This is a genomic window from Lysinibacillus sp. NPDC092081, assembly GCF_044755845.1.
In the GTDB taxonomy this organism is placed as follows: domain Bacteria; phylum Bacillota; class Bacilli; order Bacillales_A; family Planococcaceae; genus Lysinibacillus.
This window is the reverse complement of the sequence record NZ_JBIVRU010000001.1, coordinates 793,396-817,303: the sequence shown is the minus strand read 5'-3', so window position 1 is coordinate 817,303 and position 23,908 is coordinate 793,396. Positions and strand designations below refer to the sequence as shown.

Annotated in this window: 22 protein-coding genes; 19 read left to right on the top strand and 3 right to left on the bottom strand. The window is 38.5% G+C overall.

Annotation, left to right across the window (positions count from 1 at the left end; translation table 11 throughout):
• Positions 1-63: 63 nt before the first annotated feature.
• A complete protein-coding gene (locus ACIQLB_RS04145; protein ID WP_400721696.1) occupies positions 64-1,761 on the bottom strand; it encodes an Rqc2 family fibronectin-binding protein in 1,698 nt (565 codons plus the stop codon).
• A gap of 954 nt (positions 1,762-2,715) precedes the next feature.
• On the opposite strand from ACIQLB_RS04145, the gene ACIQLB_RS04140 reads away from it, so the two are divergent.
• From ACIQLB_RS04140 to spoVM, 15 genes are all read left to right on the top strand, one after another.
• Positions 2,716-3,591 (top strand): YicC/YloC family endoribonuclease, encoded by an 876-nt coding sequence (locus ACIQLB_RS04140; protein ID WP_400721253.1) that lies wholly within the window; start codon positions 2,716-2,718, stop codon positions 3,589-3,591.
• A gap of 43 nt (positions 3,592-3,634) precedes the next feature.
• A complete protein-coding gene (gene gmk / locus ACIQLB_RS04135) occupies positions 3,635-4,252 on the top strand; it encodes a guanylate kinase (RefSeq protein WP_285399571.1) in 618 nt (205 codons plus the stop codon).
• A 4-nt stretch (positions 4,253-4,256) separates the two neighbouring features.
• A complete protein-coding gene (gene rpoZ, locus ACIQLB_RS04130; protein ID WP_400721249.1) occupies positions 4,257-4,484 on the top strand; it encodes a DNA-directed RNA polymerase subunit omega in 228 nt (75 codons plus the stop codon).
• Positions 4,485-4,605: 121 nt separating this feature from the next.
• On the top strand, positions 4,606-5,616 hold the full coding sequence (gene coaBC, locus ACIQLB_RS04125) for a bifunctional phosphopantothenoylcysteine decarboxylase/phosphopantothenate--cysteine ligase CoaBC (protein ID WP_400721246.1): 1,011 nt from the start codon (positions 4,606-4,608) through the stop codon (positions 5,614-5,616).
• Complete coding sequence (gene priA / locus ACIQLB_RS04120) at positions 5,613-8,027, top strand: primosomal protein N' (RefSeq protein ID WP_400721243.1); 2,415 nt, start codon at positions 5,613-5,615, stop codon at positions 8,025-8,027. Before coaBC ends, priA begins: the two co-directional genes overlap by 4 nt.
• Before the next feature lie 158 nt (positions 8,028-8,185).
• Entirely contained in the window at positions 8,186-8,680 is a 495-nt protein-coding gene (def, locus tag ACIQLB_RS04115; RefSeq protein ID WP_400721240.1) for a peptide deformylase, read from the top strand.
• Position 8,681: 1 nt separating this feature from the next.
• Complete coding sequence (gene fmt, locus ACIQLB_RS04110; RefSeq protein WP_400721237.1) at positions 8,682-9,623, top strand: methionyl-tRNA formyltransferase; 942 nt, start codon at positions 8,682-8,684, stop codon at positions 9,621-9,623.
• Positions 9,620-10,981, top strand: a complete 1,362-nt coding sequence (gene rsmB, locus ACIQLB_RS04105; protein ID WP_400721234.1) for a 16S rRNA (cytosine(967)-C(5))-methyltransferase RsmB — start codon at positions 9,620-9,622, stop codon at positions 10,979-10,981. Before fmt ends, rsmB begins: the two co-directional genes overlap by 4 nt.
• Entirely contained in the window at positions 10,981-12,123 is a 1,143-nt protein-coding gene (gene rlmN, locus ACIQLB_RS04100; protein ID WP_400721231.1) for a dual-specificity RNA methyltransferase RlmN, read from the top strand. The genes rsmB and rlmN overlap by 1 nt, the downstream gene beginning before the upstream one ends.
• 6 nt (positions 12,124-12,129) lie before the next feature.
• On the top strand, positions 12,130-12,879 hold the full coding sequence (locus ACIQLB_RS04095; protein WP_400721693.1) for a Stp1/IreP family PP2C-type Ser/Thr phosphatase: 750 nt from the start codon (positions 12,130-12,132) through the stop codon (positions 12,877-12,879).
• Positions 12,880-12,881: 2 nt separating this feature from the next.
• On the top strand, positions 12,882-14,864 hold the full coding sequence (pknB, locus tag ACIQLB_RS04090) for a Stk1 family PASTA domain-containing Ser/Thr kinase (protein WP_400721228.1): 1,983 nt from the start codon (positions 12,882-12,884) through the stop codon (positions 14,862-14,864).
• 11 nt (positions 14,865-14,875) lie between these two features.
• On the top strand, positions 14,876-15,760 hold the full coding sequence (gene rsgA, locus ACIQLB_RS04085) for a ribosome small subunit-dependent GTPase A (protein ID WP_400721225.1): 885 nt from the start codon (positions 14,876-14,878) through the stop codon (positions 15,758-15,760).
• Positions 15,761-15,762: 2 nt separating this feature from the next.
• Positions 15,763-16,431, top strand: coding sequence for a ribulose-phosphate 3-epimerase (gene rpe, locus ACIQLB_RS04080; RefSeq protein WP_400721690.1), 669 nt, complete (start codon positions 15,763-15,765; stop codon positions 16,429-16,431).
• Positions 16,428-17,081, top strand: a complete 654-nt coding sequence (locus tag ACIQLB_RS04075) for a thiamine diphosphokinase (RefSeq protein WP_400721222.1) — start codon at positions 16,428-16,430, stop codon at positions 17,079-17,081. The genes rpe and ACIQLB_RS04075 overlap by 4 nt, the downstream gene beginning before the upstream one ends.
• Positions 17,082-17,099: 18 nt before the next feature.
• A complete protein-coding gene (spoVM, locus tag ACIQLB_RS04070; protein WP_100544041.1) occupies positions 17,100-17,201 on the top strand; it encodes a stage V sporulation protein SpoVM in 102 nt (33 codons plus the stop codon).
• A 426-nt stretch (positions 17,202-17,627) separates the two neighbouring features.
• Here the strand turns inward: spoVM and rpmB are convergent, their stop codons facing one another.
• Together rpmB and ACIQLB_RS04060 are read right to left on the bottom strand one after the other, a co-directional pair.
• Positions 17,628-17,816, bottom strand: coding sequence for a 50S ribosomal protein L28 (gene rpmB / locus ACIQLB_RS04065; protein ID WP_370042904.1), 189 nt, complete (start codon positions 17,814-17,816; stop codon positions 17,628-17,630).
• A gap of 284 nt (positions 17,817-18,100) precedes the next feature.
• Complete coding sequence (locus ACIQLB_RS04060; protein ID WP_400721218.1) at positions 18,101-18,838, bottom strand: IclR family transcriptional regulator; 738 nt, start codon at positions 18,836-18,838, stop codon at positions 18,101-18,103.
• Positions 18,839-19,059: 221 nt separating this feature from the next.
• On the opposite strand from ACIQLB_RS04060, the gene ACIQLB_RS04055 reads away from it, so the two are divergent.
• The 4 genes from ACIQLB_RS04055 (at position 19,060) to ACIQLB_RS04040 (ending at position 23,894) form a co-directional block, all read left to right on the top strand.
• Positions 19,060-19,932, top strand: a complete 873-nt coding sequence (locus tag ACIQLB_RS04055) for a dimethylarginine dimethylaminohydrolase family protein (RefSeq protein WP_400721215.1) — start codon at positions 19,060-19,062, stop codon at positions 19,930-19,932.
• 16 nt (positions 19,933-19,948) lie between these two features.
• Positions 19,949-20,710, top strand: a complete 762-nt coding sequence (locus ACIQLB_RS04050; protein WP_400721212.1) for a dimethylarginine dimethylaminohydrolase family protein — start codon at positions 19,949-19,951, stop codon at positions 20,708-20,710.
• A gap of 103 nt (positions 20,711-20,813) precedes the next feature.
• Positions 20,814-22,247 (top strand): amino acid permease, encoded by a 1,434-nt coding sequence (locus ACIQLB_RS04045; protein ID WP_370042900.1) that lies wholly within the window; start codon positions 20,814-20,816, stop codon positions 22,245-22,247.
• 42 nt (positions 22,248-22,289) lie between these two features.
• Positions 22,290-23,894 carry a M20/M25/M40 family metallo-hydrolase gene (locus tag ACIQLB_RS04040; protein WP_400721209.1) on the top strand — a complete coding sequence of 535 codons (1,605 nt, stop codon included), beginning with the start codon at positions 22,290-22,292 and terminating at the stop codon, positions 23,892-23,894.
• The last annotated feature ends 14 nt before the right edge of the window (positions 23,895-23,908 follow it).

The following is a 23,908-nucleotide window of genomic DNA, read 5'->3' as shown; positions in this document are numbered from 1 at the left end:
TACATAGTAAGTGGTAATCGCCATAAAAAAGAATACGATACATTTCATATCGTATTCCAATTTTTAAGATTGTTTTTTTAACTGTAAAATGACAGCTTCATCTGGATCGATGAATACAGTCTTTTGTTCAAAGTAAATAACAAAACCAGGTTTAGCGCCATTTGGCTTTTTTACCTGACGTATTTCTGTGTAATCTACTGGAACAGAGGAAGATTCTCTTGCTTTTGAAAAATAGGCAGCAAGTGTTGCAGCTTCTCGTAATGTTGTTTCGTCAGGTTCACTTGTATGAATGACAACATGTGAGCCAGGAATATCCTTCGTATGCAACCAGATATCTGTGCGTTTAGCTAGTTTAAATGTAAGCATGTCATTTTGTTTGTTATTTTTCCCAACAGAGATCGCTACACCTGTAGAAGAAACATAACGTTCAGGCTCAGGCTTCGCTTGTTTTTTCTTTTTTCGTGCATGACGTAATTTCAAATAACCTTGTTCTGCTAACTCTTCGCGAATTTCTTCGATATCTCCAGGAGCAGCTTGTTGTACCTGCTGAGCAAGCATTTCAAAATAGGCAATTTCTTCTTTCGTTTTTTCTAACTGTTCTTGAACCATAATAAGGGCATTTTTTGCTTTTGTATATTTTGTGTAATAGCTTTGAGCATTTTCAACAGGTGTTTTACGTTCACTCACTGGAATGGTGATTTCTTCATCTCCAGTTTCACTGTAATAGTTAGTGACAGTTACTTCCTTTACACCTTTTTCAAACGTGTAAAGATTCGCCATCAGTAATTCCCCATATAATTGGAACTGATCTAGCTTAGACGCGCGTTCATAGTCTTTATTTAACTTTTTAGTTTTTAAGATAAGCTTGTCAATTTCATTTTGCAGCCATCGCTCCAAATCACCTGCCTGCTGTTTAACACGATCACGCTCTGCTCGAGCAAAGAATACGCGGTCAAGTAGCTCGTGGACATTTGGATAAGTCGTTACATCTCCTTGTAAATGTGTTAGAGCGATTGGTGAGAAGTACGTTTTATTATTTGCGTTTACATACATCGGCTTTGTTCCGCCATTATTAAAGGAAGCTATAAAATTTTTAAAGCAATTTACATGATCATCTGAGTCTGTTAATCGGAATAATAATTCCTCAGCATGTATAGGTGAGAAACCAATATATTGCGAAACTACTTCCTTAGCCGTTTTTGGTTCAGCGAAAAACAGTGTAAGTTGTTCGTCGGTCACTGCTAGAGGGTGCCATTTATTCTGTGCAGGCGGTGCGATATAAGGCTGCCCTGGTAAAACTGTACGGAAACTATTCACAGAAGGTGGCAAATGCTTTAAGCTGTCGACTATTTTTCCCTGCTCCTTATCTATTAACAACAGGTTACTGTGACGGCCCATAATTTCAGCATGTAACTCCCTTACAATAGGGTCGCCAATCTCATTTTTACTTTCAATTTCTACTATTATAATGCGATCAAAATCGTGTTGTTTAATAGAAGAAATAAAACCACCCTCTATATGCTTTCTCAAGAGCATACAAAACATAGGGGGTTCTGCTGGGTTGTCAATAGATTGCTCAGTAAGGTGAACACGTGCGTAAGAAGGATGAATCGAAAAAAGTAATTTTTGATTGCTTCCGTTCGCACGGATATGTAGCACAACCTCCTGAGCGTTTGGTTGATGTATTTTAGTGATCCGACCTGTTACTAATTGTTGTAGGTCGGCTGTCATTGAATAAGTAAATAAGCCATCAAATGCCATATAAATTCCTCTTTCCAACGATATAAGCATCCTTGGTACTTTCGTATTTATTATTTTAATGGTGCATTAGCTTACACTCTAAAATTCGTGTAGTAGTTACTACTATAGAGTAGCAAGCTTTTCCACCAAAGCGTGTGGTTGATTTCCGTTCCGGCTGGGCGCTTTCCTGGGGGCGTCCGATGAGCCGCTTCACTCGCGCTGCTCGCTCCAGGGTCTCGGGCCAACACGATGTTGGTCACGAGGGCGTTATCACAGGACGTGATGGTTTTAGCCTTCGTTCCCCCATTGCTGATCCCCGAGGAGTCGCCCAGCCTCCACTCCAATCAACTTATATGCATGACATACGTTTTAGCAAAGTGCCATCTCTAAATTCCGATGATGAATCAATTTATTAGAAATCATTTGTATGGCACATTACCATAACGTGTGGTTGATTTCCGTTCTGACTGGGCGCGTCGGGGCAAAAGGATGTTGGTCACGAAGGCGTTATCACAGGACGTGATGGTTTTAGCCTTCGTTCCTCTATCGCTGATCCCCAAAGAGTCGCCCAGCCTCCACTCCAATCAACTTCTATAACGAACGTCATCTCTTTCTTTTGGTGATGAGTTTTTTCTTATGTTTATCATAGCATTTTTTAGGTGAATATTAAAATATAGCTTCAATTGTGGTAGAATTAGCTTTTGCTCTATCTTCATTCAGTGGGTGTCCAACCACCCACTGAATGAAGATAGAGGCCTCCGGCGGATGTCACGAATTTTCAAAGGAGGCCTACAGGATGTAGGTCAGTTAACCGTTGTCACAGGAAGTGACGGTTTTAGGTTAACTTCCTACAAAGGGCACAATTAAAAATCCGGACGCAATTACGCCAAGGCGAAATTGATCTATTTTTTACGTCATAAACAACAGAGCTTATGTTATAATAATCCCAGTATGCAAAGAAGGGTGTGACGAACCTTGGTGCGTAGTATGACTGGTTTTGGCAGAGGTGTCACAACAACAAGAGACTTTCAATTAACCGTAGAAATGCGCTCGGTCAACCATCGATTTTTAGAAATTAATGCAAAATTCCCGAAAGAATGGCTTGAAGCAGAAATTTTTGCAAAGAAAATAATTTCGCAAGCTTTGTCACGTGGCAAAATTGATGTGATGGTTTATGTTAAGGATTTAGATAACGTCGAGCAATCTATTGAAATTAATTGGTCATTAATTGAAGCGTATCGTAAGGCAAAAGAGCAATTAGCAAGTAAAGTACCACTAGAAGAAAAATGGACGATGCAAGAGCTACTATCACTTGAACAAGCGCTTGTACAGGAAAAGCCGCAGCTTACACCTGAGGATTTACTCGGTGCTGTTGAAAAGGCTATTACGCAAGCACTTGAACAGTTGATTCAAATGCGTGAGCGTGAAGGGCGAGAATTGCATGATGTTGTTGTACAATATAAAGAACAGTTAATGGAACAAGTGAACCACATTCGTTCATGCGCCTCTCTTGCTGTTGAAAAATATCGTACACGATTATTGGAACGAATTACTGAAGTAGCGGATGGAGCGTTGTTAGAAGATCGACTACTTGCTGAAGTAGCGATATTTGCAGAACGTGTGGACATCACCGAAGAATTGGACAGATTAGATAGTCACTTTAATCAACTGAAAGAAACATTACAAGAAACGATTTCGGTTGGCCGTAAATTAGACTTTTTAATGCAGGAAATACACCGCGAGATCAATACGATTGGTTCAAAAAATCAATCAACAGAGGCGGCCATTGCGGTAGTTCAGGCGAAAACAATTTTAGAAAAGATGCGCGAGCAAGTTCAAAATATCGAATAGCTTGCCTGTATCTGTTATAAATTAAGGGAGATATAGAGAATAAATGATAAAAGAACGTGGATTATTAATTGTTCTGTCTGGCCCATCTGGTGTAGGTAAAGGGACAGTGCGAAAAGAATTATTTTCTCAGCCGAATACGAATTATGAGTATTCCATCTCGATGACAACACGAAATCCTCGCGAAGGTGAAGTAGATGGTGTAGACTATTTTTTCAAGACACGTGAAGAATTTGAAGCGTTGATTGAACAGGGTGGCTTATTGGAGCATGCTGAATTTGTAGGGAATTATTACGGAACACCGTTAGCCTACGTAAATGAAACACTTGATGCAGGACGTGATGTGTTTTTAGAAATCGAAGTGCAAGGTGCTGCACAAATCCGCGAAAAGGCACCAGATGCATTATTTATTTTCTTAGCCCCACCAAGCTTAACGGAATTAAAAGACCGTTTAGTTGGTCGAGGGACGGAAACAGCAGACGTTATTGCAAAGCGAATTGCAACTGCGAGTGAAGAGCTCGAAATGATGAGCCTTTATGATTATGTAGTTGAAAATGATGAAGTGACAAATGCCTGTGATCGTATAAATGCGATTATTAAAGCCGAGCATTGTCGTAGAGAACGTGTTGAAAAAAGATATTTGTCAATGTTGAGAGGAGAATAAACCTATGTTATACCCATCAGTAGATACATTAAAAAAAGAAATCGATTCAAAATACTCTTTAGTAAGTCTAGCATCTAAACGTGCTCGCCAAATGCAAGAGGAACAAGACACTGAACGCTTACACAAGTATGTTTCCCATAAATACGTAGGGAAAGCACTTGAGGAAGTAGCGGCAGGTGTACTTACGAAGGTAACACAGGATGAGTCAACTGTGTACGAAGACGAAATCTAACATAAATAAGCTTTTGCGAAATTAATGTTAACGTCTGCAGTGGATTTTTGATTATACAGCATGCCGAGAGCTCCCGAGGAATTTTCCTTTGGGAGCTTATCATTTGAAAGGACGATTGTACATGAATAAAAACATTTTACTTTGTGTTTCAGGTGGTATAGCGGTTTATAAGGCTGTCGCTCTAGTTAGCAAGCTATCTCAGGCAGGGGCAAATGTAAAAGTCATCATGACAGCATCAGCAAGACAATTTGTTAATCCGTTGAGCTTTCAAGTTATGTCCAAAAATGATGTTTTTTTCGACACATTTGATGAAAAGGATTCAAGTGTTATTGCTCATATTGATTTGGCGGATTGGGCAGATTTAATTTTAGTTGCACCAGCTACTGCAAATGTTATTGGTAAACTGGCGAATGGAATTGCAGACGATATGGTAACGACGACCTTGCTTGCAACAACTGCCCCTGTATGGCTTGCACCAGCGATGAATGTACATATGTATGACCATCCAGCGGTAAAACGAAATTTGGCTCAATTACAATCTGATGGCTATCAATTTATTGAGCCTTCAGAAGGTTTTTTGGCATGTGGCTATGTTGGTAAAGGTCGTTTAGAGGAGCCAGAAAAAATAACGGCGATCGTGCAAGAATTTTTTTCTGAGAAGGTTAAGCCATTAGCTGGTAAAACGGTAGTGGTTACAGCTGGAGCTTTTTATGTACCATTGGACGAGCACCATGTTATTAGTACACAGTCGAACAGTAAAATTGGTCAGGCAATAGCAAAAGAGGCAAAAACACTTGGGGCAAATGTAATCCTAATAGATGAGAAAGAAACAAGCGTGTATAAACTCTTTGAACAGCTTGAGGAGTATAAAAAACAATATCCATCTACATTTTTTATCCATGCAGCAAATACGCCTATAATTGAAGGGGCACCGATACTGTCCGTAGAAGGAATGACCGCAATAACTTTTGGACAAAAGGTTATTGGTGAACCAATGTTAACAATTTTGTCTGACACGTGGATTGATTTTAGTGACACGGCAGAAGTAAATGGTCAATTGTGGGATACGACAAATGCCACGCAGTTTGCGGAAGCATTTTGGACATATGTATTACAGGGTGAGATGCAATGAGTTTGTTGATTGCAGAAGTTATAGTGGATGTTTCAACATACCATGTAGATCGTCCGTTTGACTATGAAGTACCTACAGAATGGGCACATATTATAGAGATGGGCTGTCGTGTAAAAGTACCGTTCGGACCAAGAAATGTTCTAGGTTTTGTGGTCGGATTAAAAAATGAAACAGATGTACCATCTAACAAATTAAAGTCAATTGCACAAATTTTAGATATAGAGCCTGTATTGACCGAAGAAATGCTGTTAATGGCAAAGTGGCTGAAAAATGAAACGATTTGTTATGAAATTGATGCCTTACAGGTCATGCTCCCATCAGCGCTTCGAGCGAAGTATGAAAAAATCATAACGCTACTAGAGGAGAAAGACGCTTTGCCAGATGAGGCGCAAGCTATTTTTGGTAAGCGACAACAGGCTAATTTCAAAGAATTCGAGCGTGCAGAATTACTTTCTTTATTAAAACAGCTTATCACTAATAAAATTGTAAAAATTGAAAATGTTGTGAAGCAGCAAGGCAATGTGAAAGAAATACGGATGGTCAAAATTTCAGATCATCAGCAAGACATCGACAGGGCAATGGAAGGTGCAGCGAGAGCAGCCAAACAGCGCCAACTGATTGAATGGATGGGTAGACACCGTGGAGAGATCCTTTTGCCACAGAAAATCTATGAGGAAACAGGTGCATCCTCCGCGGTATTACAGTCAGTTATTGACAAAGGAGCTGCCCATTTTATACAAGAAGAGGTGTATCGAGATCCCTTTACGAAGGAGGTCTCCCGTACGCAATCTTTACAGTTGACGGATGAGCAGCACATTGCGCTAAAGGCTATTACTAGATCGATGGAAGAACAGACGGCGCAAACTTTTTTACTTCACGGCGTCACGGGAAGTGGAAAAACCGAAATATATTTGCAAGCGATACAAAAGGTGTTAGATGAAGGTAAGGAAGCCATTATGTTAGTGCCTGAAATATCATTAACACCACAAATGACAGAGCGTTTTCGCAGTCGTTTTGGTGAGATGGTTGCTGTGATGCATAGTGGGTTATCTGTCGGTGAAAAGTATGATGAATGGCGTAAAATTCAGCAAGGAAAGGTAAGTGTTGTTGTTGGAGCTCGTTCAGCAATTTTCGCACCTTTTACAAATTTAGGTCTCATTATTCTGGATGAAGAGCATGAATCAACATACAAGCAAGAAGATTCACCGCGTTATCACGCTAGAGATGTAGCGATTTGGCGAAGTGAATTTTACAAATGTCCTGTCATATTAGGTAGTGCAACGCCTGCACTTGAATCATTTGCGAGAGCAAAGAAGGGCGTATATAGTTTGCTATCATTAAAGCAACGTGCATTGCATCAACCGTTACCAACTGTTTTTATTGCTGATATGCGAGAAGAACTTCAAAAAGGGAATCGTTCTATGTTTTCGGAGCAACTTATTGATGCTATACGTATAAGGCTTGAGAAAAAAGAACAGATGGTGCTGTTTTTAAATCGTCGTGGCTATTCTTCTTTTGTGCTTTGTCGTGATTGTGGAACGGTTGTACAATGTCCGAACTGTGACATCTCGTTAACGTATCATCGAACGACAGAGAAATTAAAATGTCATTATTGCGGTTATGAGGAGCGTGTTCCTCAAATATGTCCACAATGCCAGAGTGAGCATATACGTTATTTTGGTACGGGGACACAAAAAGTTGAAGAAGAAATTTATAAGCTATTTCCTGAGGCAAGGGTTCTCCGAATGGATGTTGATACAACAAAGCACAAAGGTGCACATGAAGAAATTTTGCAAGCATTTGGGGAAGGACAAGCAGATATTTTGCTAGGGACGCAAATGATTGCTAAAGGTCTTGATTTTCCTAATATTACGCTTGTTGGTGTACTTAGTGCTGATACATCTCTGCATCTACCCGATTATCGTGCAGCGGAGCGAACATTTCAATTATTAACGCAGGTTAGTGGTAGGGCTGGACGTCATGAAAAGCTTGGTGAGGTTATTATTCAATCGTATACACCAGAGCATTATGCAATTGAATTGGCCAAAATACAAGATTATGAGCCATTTTACGAACGTGAAATGTTTTTACGCCGCCGCTCTAGCTATCCACCGTATTATTATGTAGCACTTGTTCAAATATCCCATGAGGATGTCATGATGGCGGCAGAGTATGCTGGACGTGCAGCGGATTGGCTAAGGGCAAACTTATCAAACAAAGTAGCAATTATTGGACCAACAACGGCAAGCATTAGTCGTCTCCAAAATAGATATCGTTATCAATGTTTGATAAAATATAAAATTGAACCTAATCTCATTCCTGTATTACAGCGCCTTCTAGCGATGTATCGAGCGGAATGGATTAAACAGGGTATATTAATGACGGTAGATTTAGATCCGTCTACTATATAAAATGGTTTATCACCTAAAAAAATGACACTGTGTTGAAATATATTTCGTGTGAACAAAGTTATGGTGATGAGAATATAAAATGTTGTGAACTACGTTAGATGATAACGAATCCAATGCGACAAGGTATAAGCCTTAAATATAGAAATGAGGAACATAAGATGGCAATTAAAAAAGTTGTAGAACATCCAGCAAAAGTACTTTCAACGCCGTGTGCGGAAGTAACAGAAATTAATGAAGAAATTATTACATTATTAGATGATTTATATGACACAATGGTTGAATACGATGGCGTTGGAATTGCAGCACCACAAATAAATGTAGGATTACGTGTTGCAATTGTCGAGCTTGGCGAGGAACGAGATATTTTAGAAATGGTTAATCCAACTGTTATTGAAACGGTTGGAGCTGAAATAGATATTGAAGGATGCTTAAGCTTCCCCGGATTATACGGTGAGGTTGAACGACCTGACTATGTGAAAATCGAAGCATGTGACCGTGAAGGGCGTGTATATGAGCTAGAAGCGGGAGGCTTTGATGCACGAGCAATTTTACATGAAATCGATCATTTAGATGGCGTGCTATTTGATTCAAAAATCAAACGTATTGTAACTGAAGAAGAGCTTGAAGCAATGTACGCTGAAGAGGAGGAATAAAATGACTTCAATAATTTTTATGGGAACACCTGATTTCTCAGCGCCAATTTTGCGTATGCTACATCATGAAGGTTATGATATTAAAGCTGTAGTTACACAACCAGATCGTCCAGTTGGGCGTAAGCGTGTGTTAACACCACCACCTGTAAAGGCAGCAGCTATGGAGTTAGGTTTACATGTTATTCAGCCTGAAAAACTGCGTGGTTCTGAGGAATTACAGCAAATTATTGATTTACAGTCTGACCTAATCGTAACAGCAGCTTTTGGACAAATCTTGCCGAAAGAATTACTAGATGTACCTCCACTTGGTTGCATTAACGTCCATGCGTCACTTTTACCGAAATATCGTGGTGGAGCACCTATTCACCAAGCAATTATCGATGGTGAAAAAGAGACGGGTATAACAATCATGTATATGGAGCAAAAGCTTGATGCCGGTGATATCATATCTCAAAAGGCTATCCTAATTGAAGAGGATGATCATACGGGTGGACTATTTGACAAGCTAAGTGTTGTAGGTTGCGAATTATTAAAAGATACACTTCCTTCTATTATAAATGGAACAAATAACCGTACAGTGCAGGATGAAGCACAAGTAACCTTTGCTAGCAATATTTCACGTGAACAGGAACGTATCGATTGGACAAAGGATGCTACAACTTTATACAATCAAGTGCGTGGTCTTCATCCTTGGCCGGTTGCCTATACAACATTTGAAGATGGAAACTTTAAAATTTGGTGGGCAAAGGTTGGCGACACAAAGCACGATGCTATACCTGGTGAGGTTGTTGCGATTTCAAAGGATCATTTTGAAGTCGCGGCAGGAAATGGTACAACACTTGCACTGTATGATATACAACCAGCTGGTAAAAAGCGCATGACAGCAGAGGAATATTTGCGTGGTACAGGTTCTAAATTACAGATCGGGGACCAATTTAAATGAGTAAAAAAAGCGTAGTAATTTGGGATGGAAATGTGCGTGATGCTGCACTTTCTATTCTGTTAGCAGTGGATAAAAATCAAGCCTATAGCAATTTGCTTTTAAATGAAACGATAAAGCGCCATAAAATTGAAGCGAAGGATCGTGCGCTTTTAACAGAAATTACGTATGGCACTCTACAATATAAAATGACACTTGACTACTATTTAGAGCCATTCATTCGTGGTTCAGTGGATCATTGGGTGCGCTGGCTTTTACGTTTATCTTTATATCAAATGCATTATTTAACGCGTATACCACCACATGCAGCGGTGAATGAAGCTGTAGAAATCGCTAAGCGTCGAGGTCACCAAGGGATAGCTTCAATGGTTAACGGTATTTTACGATCTATTTTACGTCAGGGTGTAGCTTCTACTGATGACATTAAAGATCCAATTGAGCGCCTTGCTATTGAAACGAGTCATCCCGAGTGGTTAGTGCAGCGCTTTGTCGATAACTACGGTATTGAAGTAGCAGCTGAAATGTTACATGAAAACAATGTACCTCCGGTGCAAACTGTACGTGTAAATACGACGAAAGGAAGCGTCGAGCAAGCGATTGCTAGCATAGAAGCGGAAGGTTTATCAGCGAAAAAAAGTGACCTGATGCCTGAATGCTTACATGTAACAAATGGTCAGCCAGCTCGAACAAAGGCATTCCAAGAAGGGCTTATTACTATTCAGGATGAAAGCTCCATGATTCCTGCGAATGTTTTGCATCCATCTCCTGGCATGCGCGTCTTAGATATGTGTGCAGCTCCAGGTGGAAAGACAACACATATTGCTGAGATTATGAAAAATGAAGGTTCGATTTTAGCGACCGACCTTCACCCTCATAAATTAGATTTAATCGACCATAATACGAATCGTCTAGGGATTGATATAGTAGAGACTGCTCCGGTTGACGGACGTAAAGCACCGGATTTTCTACAACTAGAATCATTCGACGCTATTTTAGTCGATGCACCTTGTAGTGGTTTAGGTGTTATGCGCCGCAAGCCAGATATTAAATATACAAAACGTGAGGAAGATTTAGAAAACCTCCAAAAAATACAATTGGCGCTATTAGATGCGGCAACAAAAGTATTGAAAATAGATGGTAAGCTTGTGTACAGTACATGTACAGTCGATAAAAGAGAAAATGAAGGTACTGTAGAGGCCTTTTTAACAACGCATCCAGAAATGGAAGCTATACAACTAGAATCTTTACCAACAAAATTAGCGGAAAAGCAAGCAAATGGCATGCTTCAAGTCTTTCCACAAGACTTTGGCAGTGACGGTTTCTTCGTTGCCGCCTTTCGTAAAAAAGGAGGATCCAACTAATGGTGGATCAAGATAAATTTAATGAGCGTATAAGCGACTTAGTTGAAGAAGCAGAAGACAAGCCTGTTCGACGCGCAAAAAAAGAAAAACCAAATTTAAAGGAATCGGTATACTCATTACAGCCGAAACAATTAGAAGAATGGTTAACGGAAAATGGTGAAAAATCGTTCCGTGCAGCGCAAATTTTTGATTGGCTTTATAATAAACGAGTAAAAACATTTGATGAAATGTCTAACCTTGCAAAGGGATTACGTGAAAAGCTTGAAGCAAGTTTTGCATTGACGACATTGTCAACAATTATTCAACAGGAATCAAAAGATGGTACTATCAAGTTTTTATTCCAATTACAAGATGGCTATTCGATTGAAACTGTATTAATGCGTCATGAATATGGGAACTCTGTTTGTGTAACGACACAAGTAGGCTGCCGAATTGGCTGTACGTTTTGTGCATCAACTTTAGGTGGTTTAAAACGTCACTTACTAGCAGGGGAAATCGTGGAACAAGTTGTCAAAGTACAACAAACTTTAGATGAATTGGGCGAACGTGTGTCACATATCGTCATTATGGGTATTGGAGAACCTTTCGATAATTATGATGCGATGATGAACTTCTTAAAAGTCATCAACCATGAAAAAGGGTTAAATATTGGTGCTCGTCACATCACTGTATCAACATCAGGAATTGTTCCTAAAATTTACGAATTCGCTGATGAACAGCTACAAATTAACTTTGCAGTATCCTTACATGCACCAAACCAAGAGGCTCGTCAAAAACTGATGCCAATTGCACGTGCTTACAAACTGGATGAATTAATGGAAGCTGTTCGTTACTATACCGAAAAAACTGGGCGACGTGTAAGTTTTGAGTATGGTTTAATGTCTGGTGAAAATGATTCAGTTGAAATTGCAGAAGAATTATCTGCATTAATAAAAGGAATTAAATGCCACGTGAACTTAATTCCTGTAAACTACGTACCAGAACGTGATTATGTTCGTACATCCCGTAGTCAAATTTTTGCCTTTGAAAAAACATTAAAGAAAAATGGTATTAACGTAACGATCCGCCGAGAGCAAGGTTCTGATATTGCAGCTGCGTGTGGTCAATTACGTGCGCAAGAGAGATCTGAAGAGACGAGGTGACCAGTGTTGGAATACACAGTCGAAAGTGATATTGGGTTAAAACGAGCAATTAATGAAGACCGTGCTGCATTTTTTAAACGTCCAGACGGGCTTGCGCTAGCACTTGTAGCTGACGGCATGGGTGGTCATAATGCTGGCGATGTAGCGAGTGATATGGCAATGAAACAGATAGAATCCGTTTTTTTACAGGCAGAGGCACATCATTTTGCATCAACAACAACAAAAAAAGAGTGGTTATTACAAGCAGTCATGCAATTGAATAAAAGTATATACGACTATTCTTTATCACACGAAGACTGTAAAGGAATGGGCACGACGTTTATTGCAGTGTTAATTGAAGAAAATCATTGCTATATCGCACATGTTGGCGATAGTCGTGTGTATTATTTCTTTGATGATGGTGCACAACAAATAACAAGAGATCACTCCTATGTAAATGTTCTGGTTGAAAATGGTGAAATTAGTGAAGAGGAAGCGTTAACGCATCCGAAGAAAAATTTCATCTTAAAAGCGGTTGGTACAGAAGAAACGATTGAACCTGACTTTTATGAAGTTGATTTAGCATCAGCATCGTATTTACTCATTTGCTCTGACGGTTTAAGCAATAAACTTACAGTGTATGAAATGGCATCAATTATTACGTATCCTGATTCAATAGAAGAAAAAGGACGAAAACTTGTGGAATTAGCAAATGCAAGCGGGGGAGAAGACAATATCTCCCTCGTGCTACTCACAAGACAAGATGAGGAGGTGTAAGTATGCTTGTAGGTAAACGAATTAGTGATCGCTATAAAATTATAGAGCTTATTGGTGGCGGTGGTATGTCCAATGTTTATTTAGCACATGACATGATTTTAAACCGTGATGTAGCGATCAAAATATTACGCTATGATTTTACCAATGAGGATGAATTGCATCGCCGTTTTCAACGTGAAGCACTTTCTGCTACAAGCCTTACACATCCAAATATCGTTAGTGTTTATGATGTAGGTGATGATGGTGATCTACATTATATTGTGATGGAGTATGTCCAAGGAAAAACATTAAAGCAGTACATACAGGAATTTGCACCAATTTCTCCTGCGAGAAGTGTGCATATTATGAAGCAGTTAACATCAGCAATTGCCAATGCTCATGAAAATCATATTATCCATCGTGACATTAAACCTCAAAATATTTTAATGGATGCTGAGGGCAATGTGAAAATAACTGATTTTGGCATAGCGATGACGCTTAGTGCAACGTCATTTACACAAACGAACTCCGTGCTTGGAACGGTGCATTATTTATCACCAGAGCAGGCTCGTGGTGGTACGGCAACAAACAGATCTGATATTTATGCACTGGGCATTGTTTTATATGAATTATTAACAGGGGAATTACCTTTTTCAGGCGAGTCAGCGGTTTCGATCGCGCTTAAACATTTACAATCCGAGACACCGTCAGTTCGTGCATTCGATGCTACAATTCCTCAAAGCGTGGAAAATGTTGTGCTAAAAGCTACAGCGAAAGATGCTAATCATCGTTATTCAACTGTAGAAGAAATGCAAGCAGATTTAGAAACAATTTTATCGCCAAATCGTATCAATGAACCGAAGTTTGTCATACCGGAAGATAATGATGTGACAAAGGCTATTCCGATTATAAGAGAGCCAGTTATACGTAAAGACGAAGATTTAACGAAGACAAGAGCAATCGAACCAATTGCACAATCAAAGCTGAAACCCGAGGCAAAGAAGCCTGTTGAAAAGACAGCACCTGTAAAGAAAAAGAAAAAGTGGCCAATATATGTTGCCGGACTAGTAATATCAGCCATCGCCATTTTCCTATTCGTTTATTTTGCAACAGATGTATTTAGCCCGAAAAAGATACCTGTACCTAGTGTGGCTGATCTTACAATTGATGAAGCTACTAAGAAATTAGTGGCTGAAGGCTTTACTGTTGGTGAACATCAAGAGCGCTATGATGAAAATGTTGAAAAGGATAAGGTTATTGAAACAGATCCTGCGGAGGGTACAGAGCGTGTAAAAGGTACGGAAATAGACTTAATCGTCAGTCTTGGAAAAGAAACGACGAAATTGGAAGATTATACCGGGCGACCATTTAGCCAAGTCGAAGCATTGATAAAGGACAAATTTGCCAATGTAAAAACTGAAAGTGTGCACTCACAAGAGCCTGAAGGTCACATTATTAAACAAGTACCAGAAGCAGGCCAAGACGTAATTGCTAAAGAGACAACTGTTATTTTTACGGTAAGCGCAGGTTTACAAATGATTACCGTAGATAATGTTGTGAATTACACGAAGGCTCAAATGGATGAGTATGTAAGTAGAAATGGCTTAAAATGGCGTATTGCTCGTGAAGACTATAATGATACAGTAGCTGCCGGAAGTGTTATTTCTCAATTGACAAAATCCGGGACTCCAGTTGAAGCGGGATCTACAATAGCTGTTGTTATAAGTAAAGGACCTGCCGAAAAACCTAAAAAAACTTTGGTGAAAACTGTGGCTGTGAAAATACCATATGAACCAGCTGAGGAAGGTATGGAGCAAACTATTCGTATTGAAATTCAAGATAAAAACCATACAATGTCATCAGTAGCCGATACATTTACTATTAAGGCTGATAAAGACTATAAAATACAGCTTGTCATTGAAGAGGGCGAAGTAGGCGCATATAGAATTATTCGTGATTCAGAAATTATTGATGAAGACAGATTCAACTACGATGATGTCAAATAAGGGGGAATTGGATGGCGCAAGGCCAAATTCGTAAAGCATTAAGTGGTTATTACTATGTATATGATGGAGAACAACTAATACAATGTCGAGGACGTGGGGTATTTCGTAATCGCGGGGAATCCCCACTCGTTGGCGACAATGTAGAATATACTCTGGAAACAAAGGGATCAGACGGCACTATTCAAAAAATTATGGAACGCCAAAATGAATTAGTACGTCCTCCAATAGCCAATATTGATCAAGGTATTCTGGTTTTTTCTGTAAAAGAACCTAATTTTAATACAATTTTACTGGATCGTTTCTTAGTTGTTTTAGAGTCATTTCATGTTCATCCGATTATTTGTTTAACAAAGATGGATTTGCTAAAAGACCATGAACGTGAGGAATTACAAGGTTATATAGCAGATTATGAAAGTATGGGCTATACTGTGCTACAAACCTATAAGGGTGAGGAAGAATTAGTTGAACGTCTACAACCTATTTTAAAGGAGAAAACTTCCGTGTTAGCAGGACAATCTGGAGTTGGGAAATCCACACTACTTAATACATTGATTCCAGATTTAAATTTAAAAACAGGCATTATTTCACAAAGCTTAGGGCGTGGAAAACATACGACTCGCCATGTCGAATTAATCGAGGTATGTGATGGTTTATTAGCAGATACTCCAGGATTTAGTTCATTTGATTTTGATGAAATAGAAAAAGAAGAAGTAGGCGCATGCTTCCCTGAAATGGTCCGTATTGCAGATGATTGTAAATTTAGAGGCTGTTTACACTTAAAGGAACCAAAATGTGCAGTAAAGGCAGCGGTGGAAGCAGGAGAAATTCGTGGATATCGTTATAAACACTACGAACAATTTATGCAAGAAATTATGGATCGAAAGCCGAGGTATTAATGATGATACAAATAGCACCATCAATTTTAGCAGCTAACTTTGCTAAATTAGGAGAAGAAGTAAAAGAAGTAGAAAAGGCGGGGGCACAGCTTATTCATATCGATGTTATGGATGGTCATTTTGTGCCAAATATTTCCTTTGGCTCTATCGTATTAGACGCTATTCGTCCTTTAACAGATTTACCGCTAGACGTTCATTTAATGATTGAAAATCCTGATCAATATATCGAACAATTCGCCAAAGCAGGAGCGGACTATATTACGGTGCATGTAGAAGCTTGCCGCCATTTACACCGTACGATTCAATTAATTCGCTCATATGGAGTCAAACCTGGTGTTGTATTAAATCCACATACACCAATAGAATCTATTCAACACATTTTAGAAGATATTGATATGGTGTTGTTCATGACAGTGAATCCAGGGTTTGGTGGACAAAAATTCATTCATTCTGTTGTACCAAAAATTGAAGCATTAGCAACTATTATTAAAGAATGTAATCTAGATATTGCTATAGAGATCGACGGTGGCATTAATGCAGAGACAATTATTCCTTGTGCAAAAGCAGGAGCAACAATTTTTGTAGCTGGTTCTGCTATTTATAGTAAAGAAGATCGTTCCGCGGCCCTACAAGAAATTTTAGCCGCTGGTGAGGCAGCGATTCAAGGATGACAGTAGCCGTTGTTTGTGCAGGTGGACCAAGAGAGGAACTCTGTTCATTTAGTCCATATAAAGAGCAAAGTGATGTGCTATTTATCGGAGCAGACCGAGGAGCACTATACTTAATCGAACAAGGAATCACACCACATGCCATAGTAGGAGATTTTGACTCACTATCGCAAGAAGAATACGAGCTGGTGATGGCACATACAAATGATAGACAACGATTCCAGGAAGAAAAAGATGAAACAGACACGGACTTAGCGTTATTAAAAGCCTTGACCTATACACCGCTTGAAATTGTACTTACAGGTGTTACAGGTGGACGTTTAGATCATTATGAGGCAGCAGTTCGTTCGATTTATCGTTTACAAAAAGAGCATCCGCAAGTAGTATTGAAGATTATTAATCATGCAAATATGATGCAATTTTTAATGCCAGGCAAGCACATCATTGAAGCAGACGAGCAATACCGTTATTTGTCTTTCTTTGCACATGAAGAGCCGATTAAAGATGTGACATTAAGGCATGTAAAGTATGAAACAACAAATGAAGAAATCTCTCTCGGTACATCTCGCTTTACAAGTAATGAAATAATAGGCAATTCAGGGTCTATATCTTTCTCGCAAGGCATATGTTTAATGATAAGAAGCATAGATTAGCGTAAGGGGGAGAGAGTCCTGAAAGTATATACATTTCAACTACCGAAATTTGTAAGTAGTATTACGCGTACGTGTATCAACATATTTAAAAAAGAAAAGAAAGTAAAAAAATCCGACTAACACTAGTCGGATTTTTTACTGTTTTTGAAAAATAAATATCCATTTCGACTGAGCGCATCGAGCAGCAAATGTTTTATGTGCGAAAGCGAAGCGACAGCAACTATCGTATCGCTGTGAGTGGTTATTCTGTTCAAATAAGGTGAGTAGCCATAACATTCATTTTTGACATATATAAAATTGATAAAAGTAGAACATTCTAAATTTCTACAGATAACAGGTGATTTGTTGTGTTGGACAAAGAAAGCCGCTAGCCATTACGTTTTCTTGTAATGGCTAGCGGCTTAGTCATTTTATTGTATCTATAAATAAATACAACGGCGACATTTATTTAAATATTTACAAAGGCGGTTGGTAGTTTGCCCAGTTAATAAGACAGAAAAAAATCGATTTGCGCCAAATGCGAAATCGATTTTTTGGAAGCGACGATTAAACGCGCTCGATTTTACCTGATTTTAATGCACGAGTAGAAACCCATACACGTTTTGGTTTACCGTCTACTAAGATACGAACTTTTTGAAGGTTAGCACCCCAAGAACGTTTGCTAGCGTTCATAGCGTGGGAACGGTTGTTACCAGTACGAGCTTTACGCCCAGTGATTACACATTGTTTTGGCATGTTGTATTCCCTCCTTACTGTTAATGCTGAAAGATTATTATTTCAGTTCGGTATTTCACATACCATAATAATTTAACATACGATGACGTTCAGTGCAATAGTTTTCACATAACCTTTCAAGAAAAAAACCTTTACAGATAAAAAATACTTGTTAAATAATGACTGTTAATTCCTAGGTAATACAATTTATGGTATAGCGTAGTTTGATTTTAACCCGCATTAACGCCCGATTGATGAAGACTATTAATCAGTGGGGGATAAAGAAAAACTATTGAAGCTTCACTTTATTTCCCTCGGTAGCCAAGCTTCATAGAAACCCGTTTACCAGTTTCCATTAAACGCTCTGTAAGGGTAATAATATGTTCTTCTGAAACGTTAAAGCTAACAAAACCTATACTTACTGCACCGACTACTTCATTGAAACCATTTAAAATAGAAACTGCAATGGAGGATGTTCCTGCTGTTCTTTCCCCATGACTAATGGCAAATCCTTGTAGTCTTATTTGCTCAAGCTGTGCCTCTAATTCAGCGACTTCTTTATGAGGAATAAGCTGTTCAATAATTTCCTCTGCTTGAGAAAATGGCATTGTGGCTAATATTGCCTTATTTGCAGCTCCAATATGCATCGGTATACGAATTCCTAACTGATCGTAAATACGAATTGGATTAGCTGCACTGTCTATTCTTTCGATAATAATTGTATCTAAACCAGCAGGCTTACTTAAATAGACACTTTCCTCGACTTCTCTTGCTAAACGCTCTAATTCTGGCCTGATTTTACTAATGTAGTCCATCGTATCATACACTTGTAAGCCGAGTTCCATCCATATTGTACCGAGTCGATATTGTTTAGTTTGATCGTCTTGTTCAATCATTCCTTCCTTAATCATCGCTTTTAAAATTCTATGTAATGTACTAAGTGGTAAATTGCATTTTGCCGAAAGCTCTGAAATGGACAAGCTGTTTTCACTTGCAGATGCCAAAACTTTTGCGATTGTCATAGCTCGTTCTAATAATTGCATGGATGTCCCACCTCTCCTTCATTTATTTTATTTTTAATCCTTGTCTACGTCTAGCTACATAATCGTGGATCTCTATTTCATTACGCTCCCTAACTAAAAAGAACGAATATATAAATTTTTCTAAATATATTGACAGTATACCTTAAAACACATATATTTTTCATATAAACTTTCCTCTCGACGGAAACGTTTTCCACTACACGGAAAAAGGGGTGAAGGGAATGCATTATTGTTCATCAATGTATGCACCTTTGAAACACGTAATCGTAAAACATCCAAAAGATGCTTTCCGAAGCCAAGAGCATCTTAGCGATAAATGGAAAACATTTAACTACTTATCAGAACCTAACTATGATGAGGCTCTGAAAGAATATGCTGAATTTATGAGCATTCTAGAAAAGTATGTTGAGAAAATTGATTTTTTACCAGAATCAGATGAAATAGGGTTGGATTCACTGTATGCACATGACCCTGTAAAATTCACACCAAATGGTGCCATTATCTTGAAATCTGGCAAAAAATTAAGACAGCCAGAAGCAGCGGTTTATAAAGCTTTTTTAAAGGAAAAGAGTATTCCACTTATCGGAGAATTGACTGGAGAGGCTGTATCAGATGGTGGCGATATTGTTTGGCTTGATGATCGTACACTTGTTGTAGGTAGAGGTTATCGAACGAATGATGAAGCTATTCGACAGCTAAAAGACATGACAAAGGATATTGTCGATGAATTCATTGTTGTACAGCTACCGCATGATTTAGGTGAAGCAGAATGTTTACACTTAATGTCCTTCATTAGTATGGTGGACAAAGATTTAGCGGTTGTACATTCAAGATTAATGCCAGTTTTTTTTCGGCAGCTTCTAATCGAACGAGGAATTCAATTAATCGAAGTACCGAAAGATGAGTATGATGCGCTAGGCTGTAACGTGTTAGCACTTGCACCTAGAGTATGTATGGTTCCGAATGGAAATCCAATTACAAAGCAACAATTACTTAAAGCAGGCGCAACAGTTTATGAATATAAAGGAAATGAAATTTCGATAAAAGGAACAGGTGGACCAACATGTCTAACTTGCCCAGTAGTAAGAAGATAAAAGGAGATGAAGTAAAATGTTTAAAAATGTTATTGTAAAAAATCCAGGAAATTGTTATGTAAATGGTTTAACGACTAGTGACTTAGGAAAACCGGTTTTAGAAAAATTATTTGAGCAGCATGAAAAATATATTGACGCTTTAAAGAAATGTGGCGTAGAGGTTACACAGCTTCCAGCAAATGAGGCCTTCCCAGATTCAACATTCGTAGAGGATACAGCTGTTCTAACACCTGAATTTGCCATCATTTCAAATCCAGGGGCAGAAGCTCGTAATCGTGAAATTGAGGGAATTGAACCAACTGTTAAAAAGTTCTATGAAAATTTATATTATATCGAGGGCCCAGGAACACTTGATGGCGGAGATGTATTGCAGGCAGAAAAGAAATTTTATGTTGGCATCTCTGACCGTACTAATGAAGAAGGAGCTCGACAATTTAAAGAAATCGTTGAAAGAGAAGGCTATGAGGCAACGATTATTCCATTAAAGGAATTTTTCCATTTAAAAACGGGCATCGCATATGTTGGTGAGAATCGTATGGTGCTAGCGGGAGAGTTTATGGATCACCCTGCATTCGAATCCTATGAAAAAATTATTATTCCAAAAGAGGATGAGTATTCAGCAAACTGTATTCAAGTAAATGATTATGTCATTATTCCAGCGGGCTATCCAGAAACAAATCGTAAATTAAACGACTTAGGCTATCAAACAATTGAGCTTGAAATGTCTGAATTTAGAAAACATGATGGTGGGCTAAGCTGCTTGTCATTACGTTTTTAATTCAATACCCAATCAATTTATAGGAGATAAATTGATTGGGTCCTTTAGTAGATCTGATATCAGAATATTCGATATATCAATAACAACTAGAGAGTGGGGATGGATGTTGAGTAAAGGGGAACAACGGCAAGATAATCAATTAAACCGGTCAATGAAAAGTCGTCATTTATTAATGCTATCGCTCGGTGGAGTTATTGGAACAGGACTATTTTTAAATGTTGGCTATACAATTAATCAAGCAGGTCCTGGAGGAGCATTAATTGGTTATATATTTGGTGGTTTAATATTGTACATGGTAATGAATTGTCTTGGAGAATTAGCTGTTTACATGCCTGTAACTGGTTCTTTCCAAACCTATGCAACACGTTTTATTAGTCCTTCGGCAGGATTTTCTTTAGGATGGATGTATTTTGTCGGGTCAGCTGCCACAGCGGGGGTAGAATTTACTGCAGCGGGAATTTTGATGCAACATTGGTTCCCTCAAGTCCCTATTTGGATATGGTGTGCCGTATTTATGGTGCTGTTATTTACTTTAAATGCATTGACAACTAGAGGCTTTGCAGAAGCAGAATTTTGGTTTGCAAGCATTAAAGTCATTGCGGTGATTGCATTTATCGTTATAGGAGTTGCGGCAATCTTTGGATTGATTCCGTTAGCTGATCGTCCAACACCACATTTTACGAATTTAGCACCGTCTGGTTTATTCCCGGCAGGTATTGCGATTATATTTGTCACAATGATGAATGTTATCTTTTCTTATCAAGGTTCTGAACTTGTTGGTATTGCAGCAGGAGAAACTGAAAATCCAGAGAAAAATATTCCTAGGGCAATAAAGACAATTCTTTTTAGAATTATAGTTTTCTATATTGCTTCTATTATTGTTTTATCTGCTATATTCCCTTCATCGGAGCTTGGATTACTGGAAAGCCCATTTGTCACATTGATGAATTTAGCTGGCGTTCCATATGCTGCTGGCATTATGAACTTTGTAATTTTAACAGCGATATTATCAGTAGGTAATTCATGTCTATATGCTTCAACACGTTTATTATGGTCGATGTCAAAAGAGGGGATGGCTCCTAAATTATTTGGACGACTAACGAAAAATAAAGTGCCATTAAATGCACTTATTTTCACGATGCTTTTCTCGTTGCTTTCTTTATTAACGAGCGTGATGGAAGCAGATGCAGTATTTGTTTTACTCATGTCTATTGCAGGAATTTCTGTAACAATTTCATGGATGGGGATTTGCGCCTCTCAATTAATGTTCCGATATCGTTATGTGAAAGCAGGAGGAGATGTATCTGAATTAAAATTTAAAACACCATTTTATCCATTGATTCCAATGTTCTGTATTATTTTTTGCACGCTAATTCTGGTCTTTTTAGCATTCGATCCAACGCAAAGAGTTGGTTTACTATATGGTATTGGATTTTTTATCGCTTGCATGATTTTCTATAAATTAAAATTGAGTAAAACAAATACAGTTTCTTCTGAGTTTGAAATAAAAAATGAGGAATCACTTGATATACATTGATATGTATTCGGTGTTAAGAAGATCGGATAAAGGAGACTTTTTATGAATGTTTATCTTTGGAATACACCTGAAAAGCTACGTGCATTATTATGTGAAATAGTCAGTTGGGAAAGTAGGACATTAACAAAAGGAGAACATGAATTTGCCTATAAATTAAAAAATAAATTGCAAACGCTTTCTTATTTTCGGACAAACCCAGAATTTATTAAATTACATGATGCGGGCCTTGAACGCAATGCTGTGACTGCTTTGTATAAGCATCCATCTGCAACAGCAACGGTTGTGTTAATTAGTCATTTTGATACGGTCCATACTGAAGAATACGGTGAACTGGAGCCATTAGCCTTCTATCCTGAAGAGCTGACAAAAAAGCTAATGGAACCTAAATACAAAAAGGATTTACCTGAAGCGGCAAGAATTGATTTGGAATCAGGTAATTATTTATTTGGTCGTGGGACGATGGATATGAAAATGGGGCTTGCTTTGCATATGCAGTTGATTGAAAAGGCAAGTGTCGAAGAATGGCCAATCAATCTTATTTTAACGACTGTGCCAGATGAAGAAGTAAATTCTGCTGGGATGCGTGCAGCAGTTGTCGAGCTTGTCAGACTTCGTGAACAGCATGGACTCTCTTATAAACTATTTTTAAATAGTGAGCCTTCTTTTTCACAAGGCCCAGCTGATACCAATGAATATATTTATTCAGGAACTATCGGTAAAATTATGCCTGCTGCCTTATTTTACGGAAAAGAGACACATGTGGGTGAGCCATTAAAAGGAATGACAGCGAATTTTATTGCTTCATACATGACGCAGCATATGGAGTGGAATCCAATTTTCCGTGAAACAGATCTTGGTGAAAGTACACCATTACCAGTATCCTTACAATTAAAAGATTTGAAAATGGAGTATTCTACACAAACACCATATCGTGCAGCAGCCCTTTACAATGTGTTTTTATTAAAGCGCACAGCATCGGAAGTAATGGATATTTTTGAACAAGTGGCATTGGAAGCAATGTCAGCTTGCAATGAACAATATAAAAGAATTTGTGAGCGAGAAAAGGTACATGGCGTTGGTGAAGTAAAAGTACTTCGTTACGAGGCACTTTTAGAGCATGCGATCAATAAATTAGGCGCTGAGGAAGTAAATGTAATAAAAAGGCATGTTCTTGAAAATAGTGCATGGGATGATCGTGAGAAATCTATTCGCATAGTGGATCAGCTAATGATTCGTTGCCAGGAACTTACACCAGCGACAGTGCTGTTATATGCACCACCTTACTATCCGGCGATTAATTCATCCGATCATCCCCTTGTCATCCAATCGATTGAATTAATGAAGAAAACAGCAAAAACATTTAATATTGAAGTGGAGCAAATTCACTATTTTAATGGTATTTGTGATTTGAGCTATGTCAATTATTCGGACGACTCAAACGAATGGACAGCATTCGAGCGTAACACACCGGTATGGGGAGACACGTATAGTATTCCATTTGAAGAAATGTCCGCATTACAGGGCCCTGTTTTAAACGTTGGACCTTTTGGCAAGGATGCCCATCAAAAGACGGAAAGATTACATGTGGATAGCGCATTTAAGGAAATGCCAGTGATGCTTGATACGCTTATAAAAAGCCTATTTTAATTAAAAATAGTGAT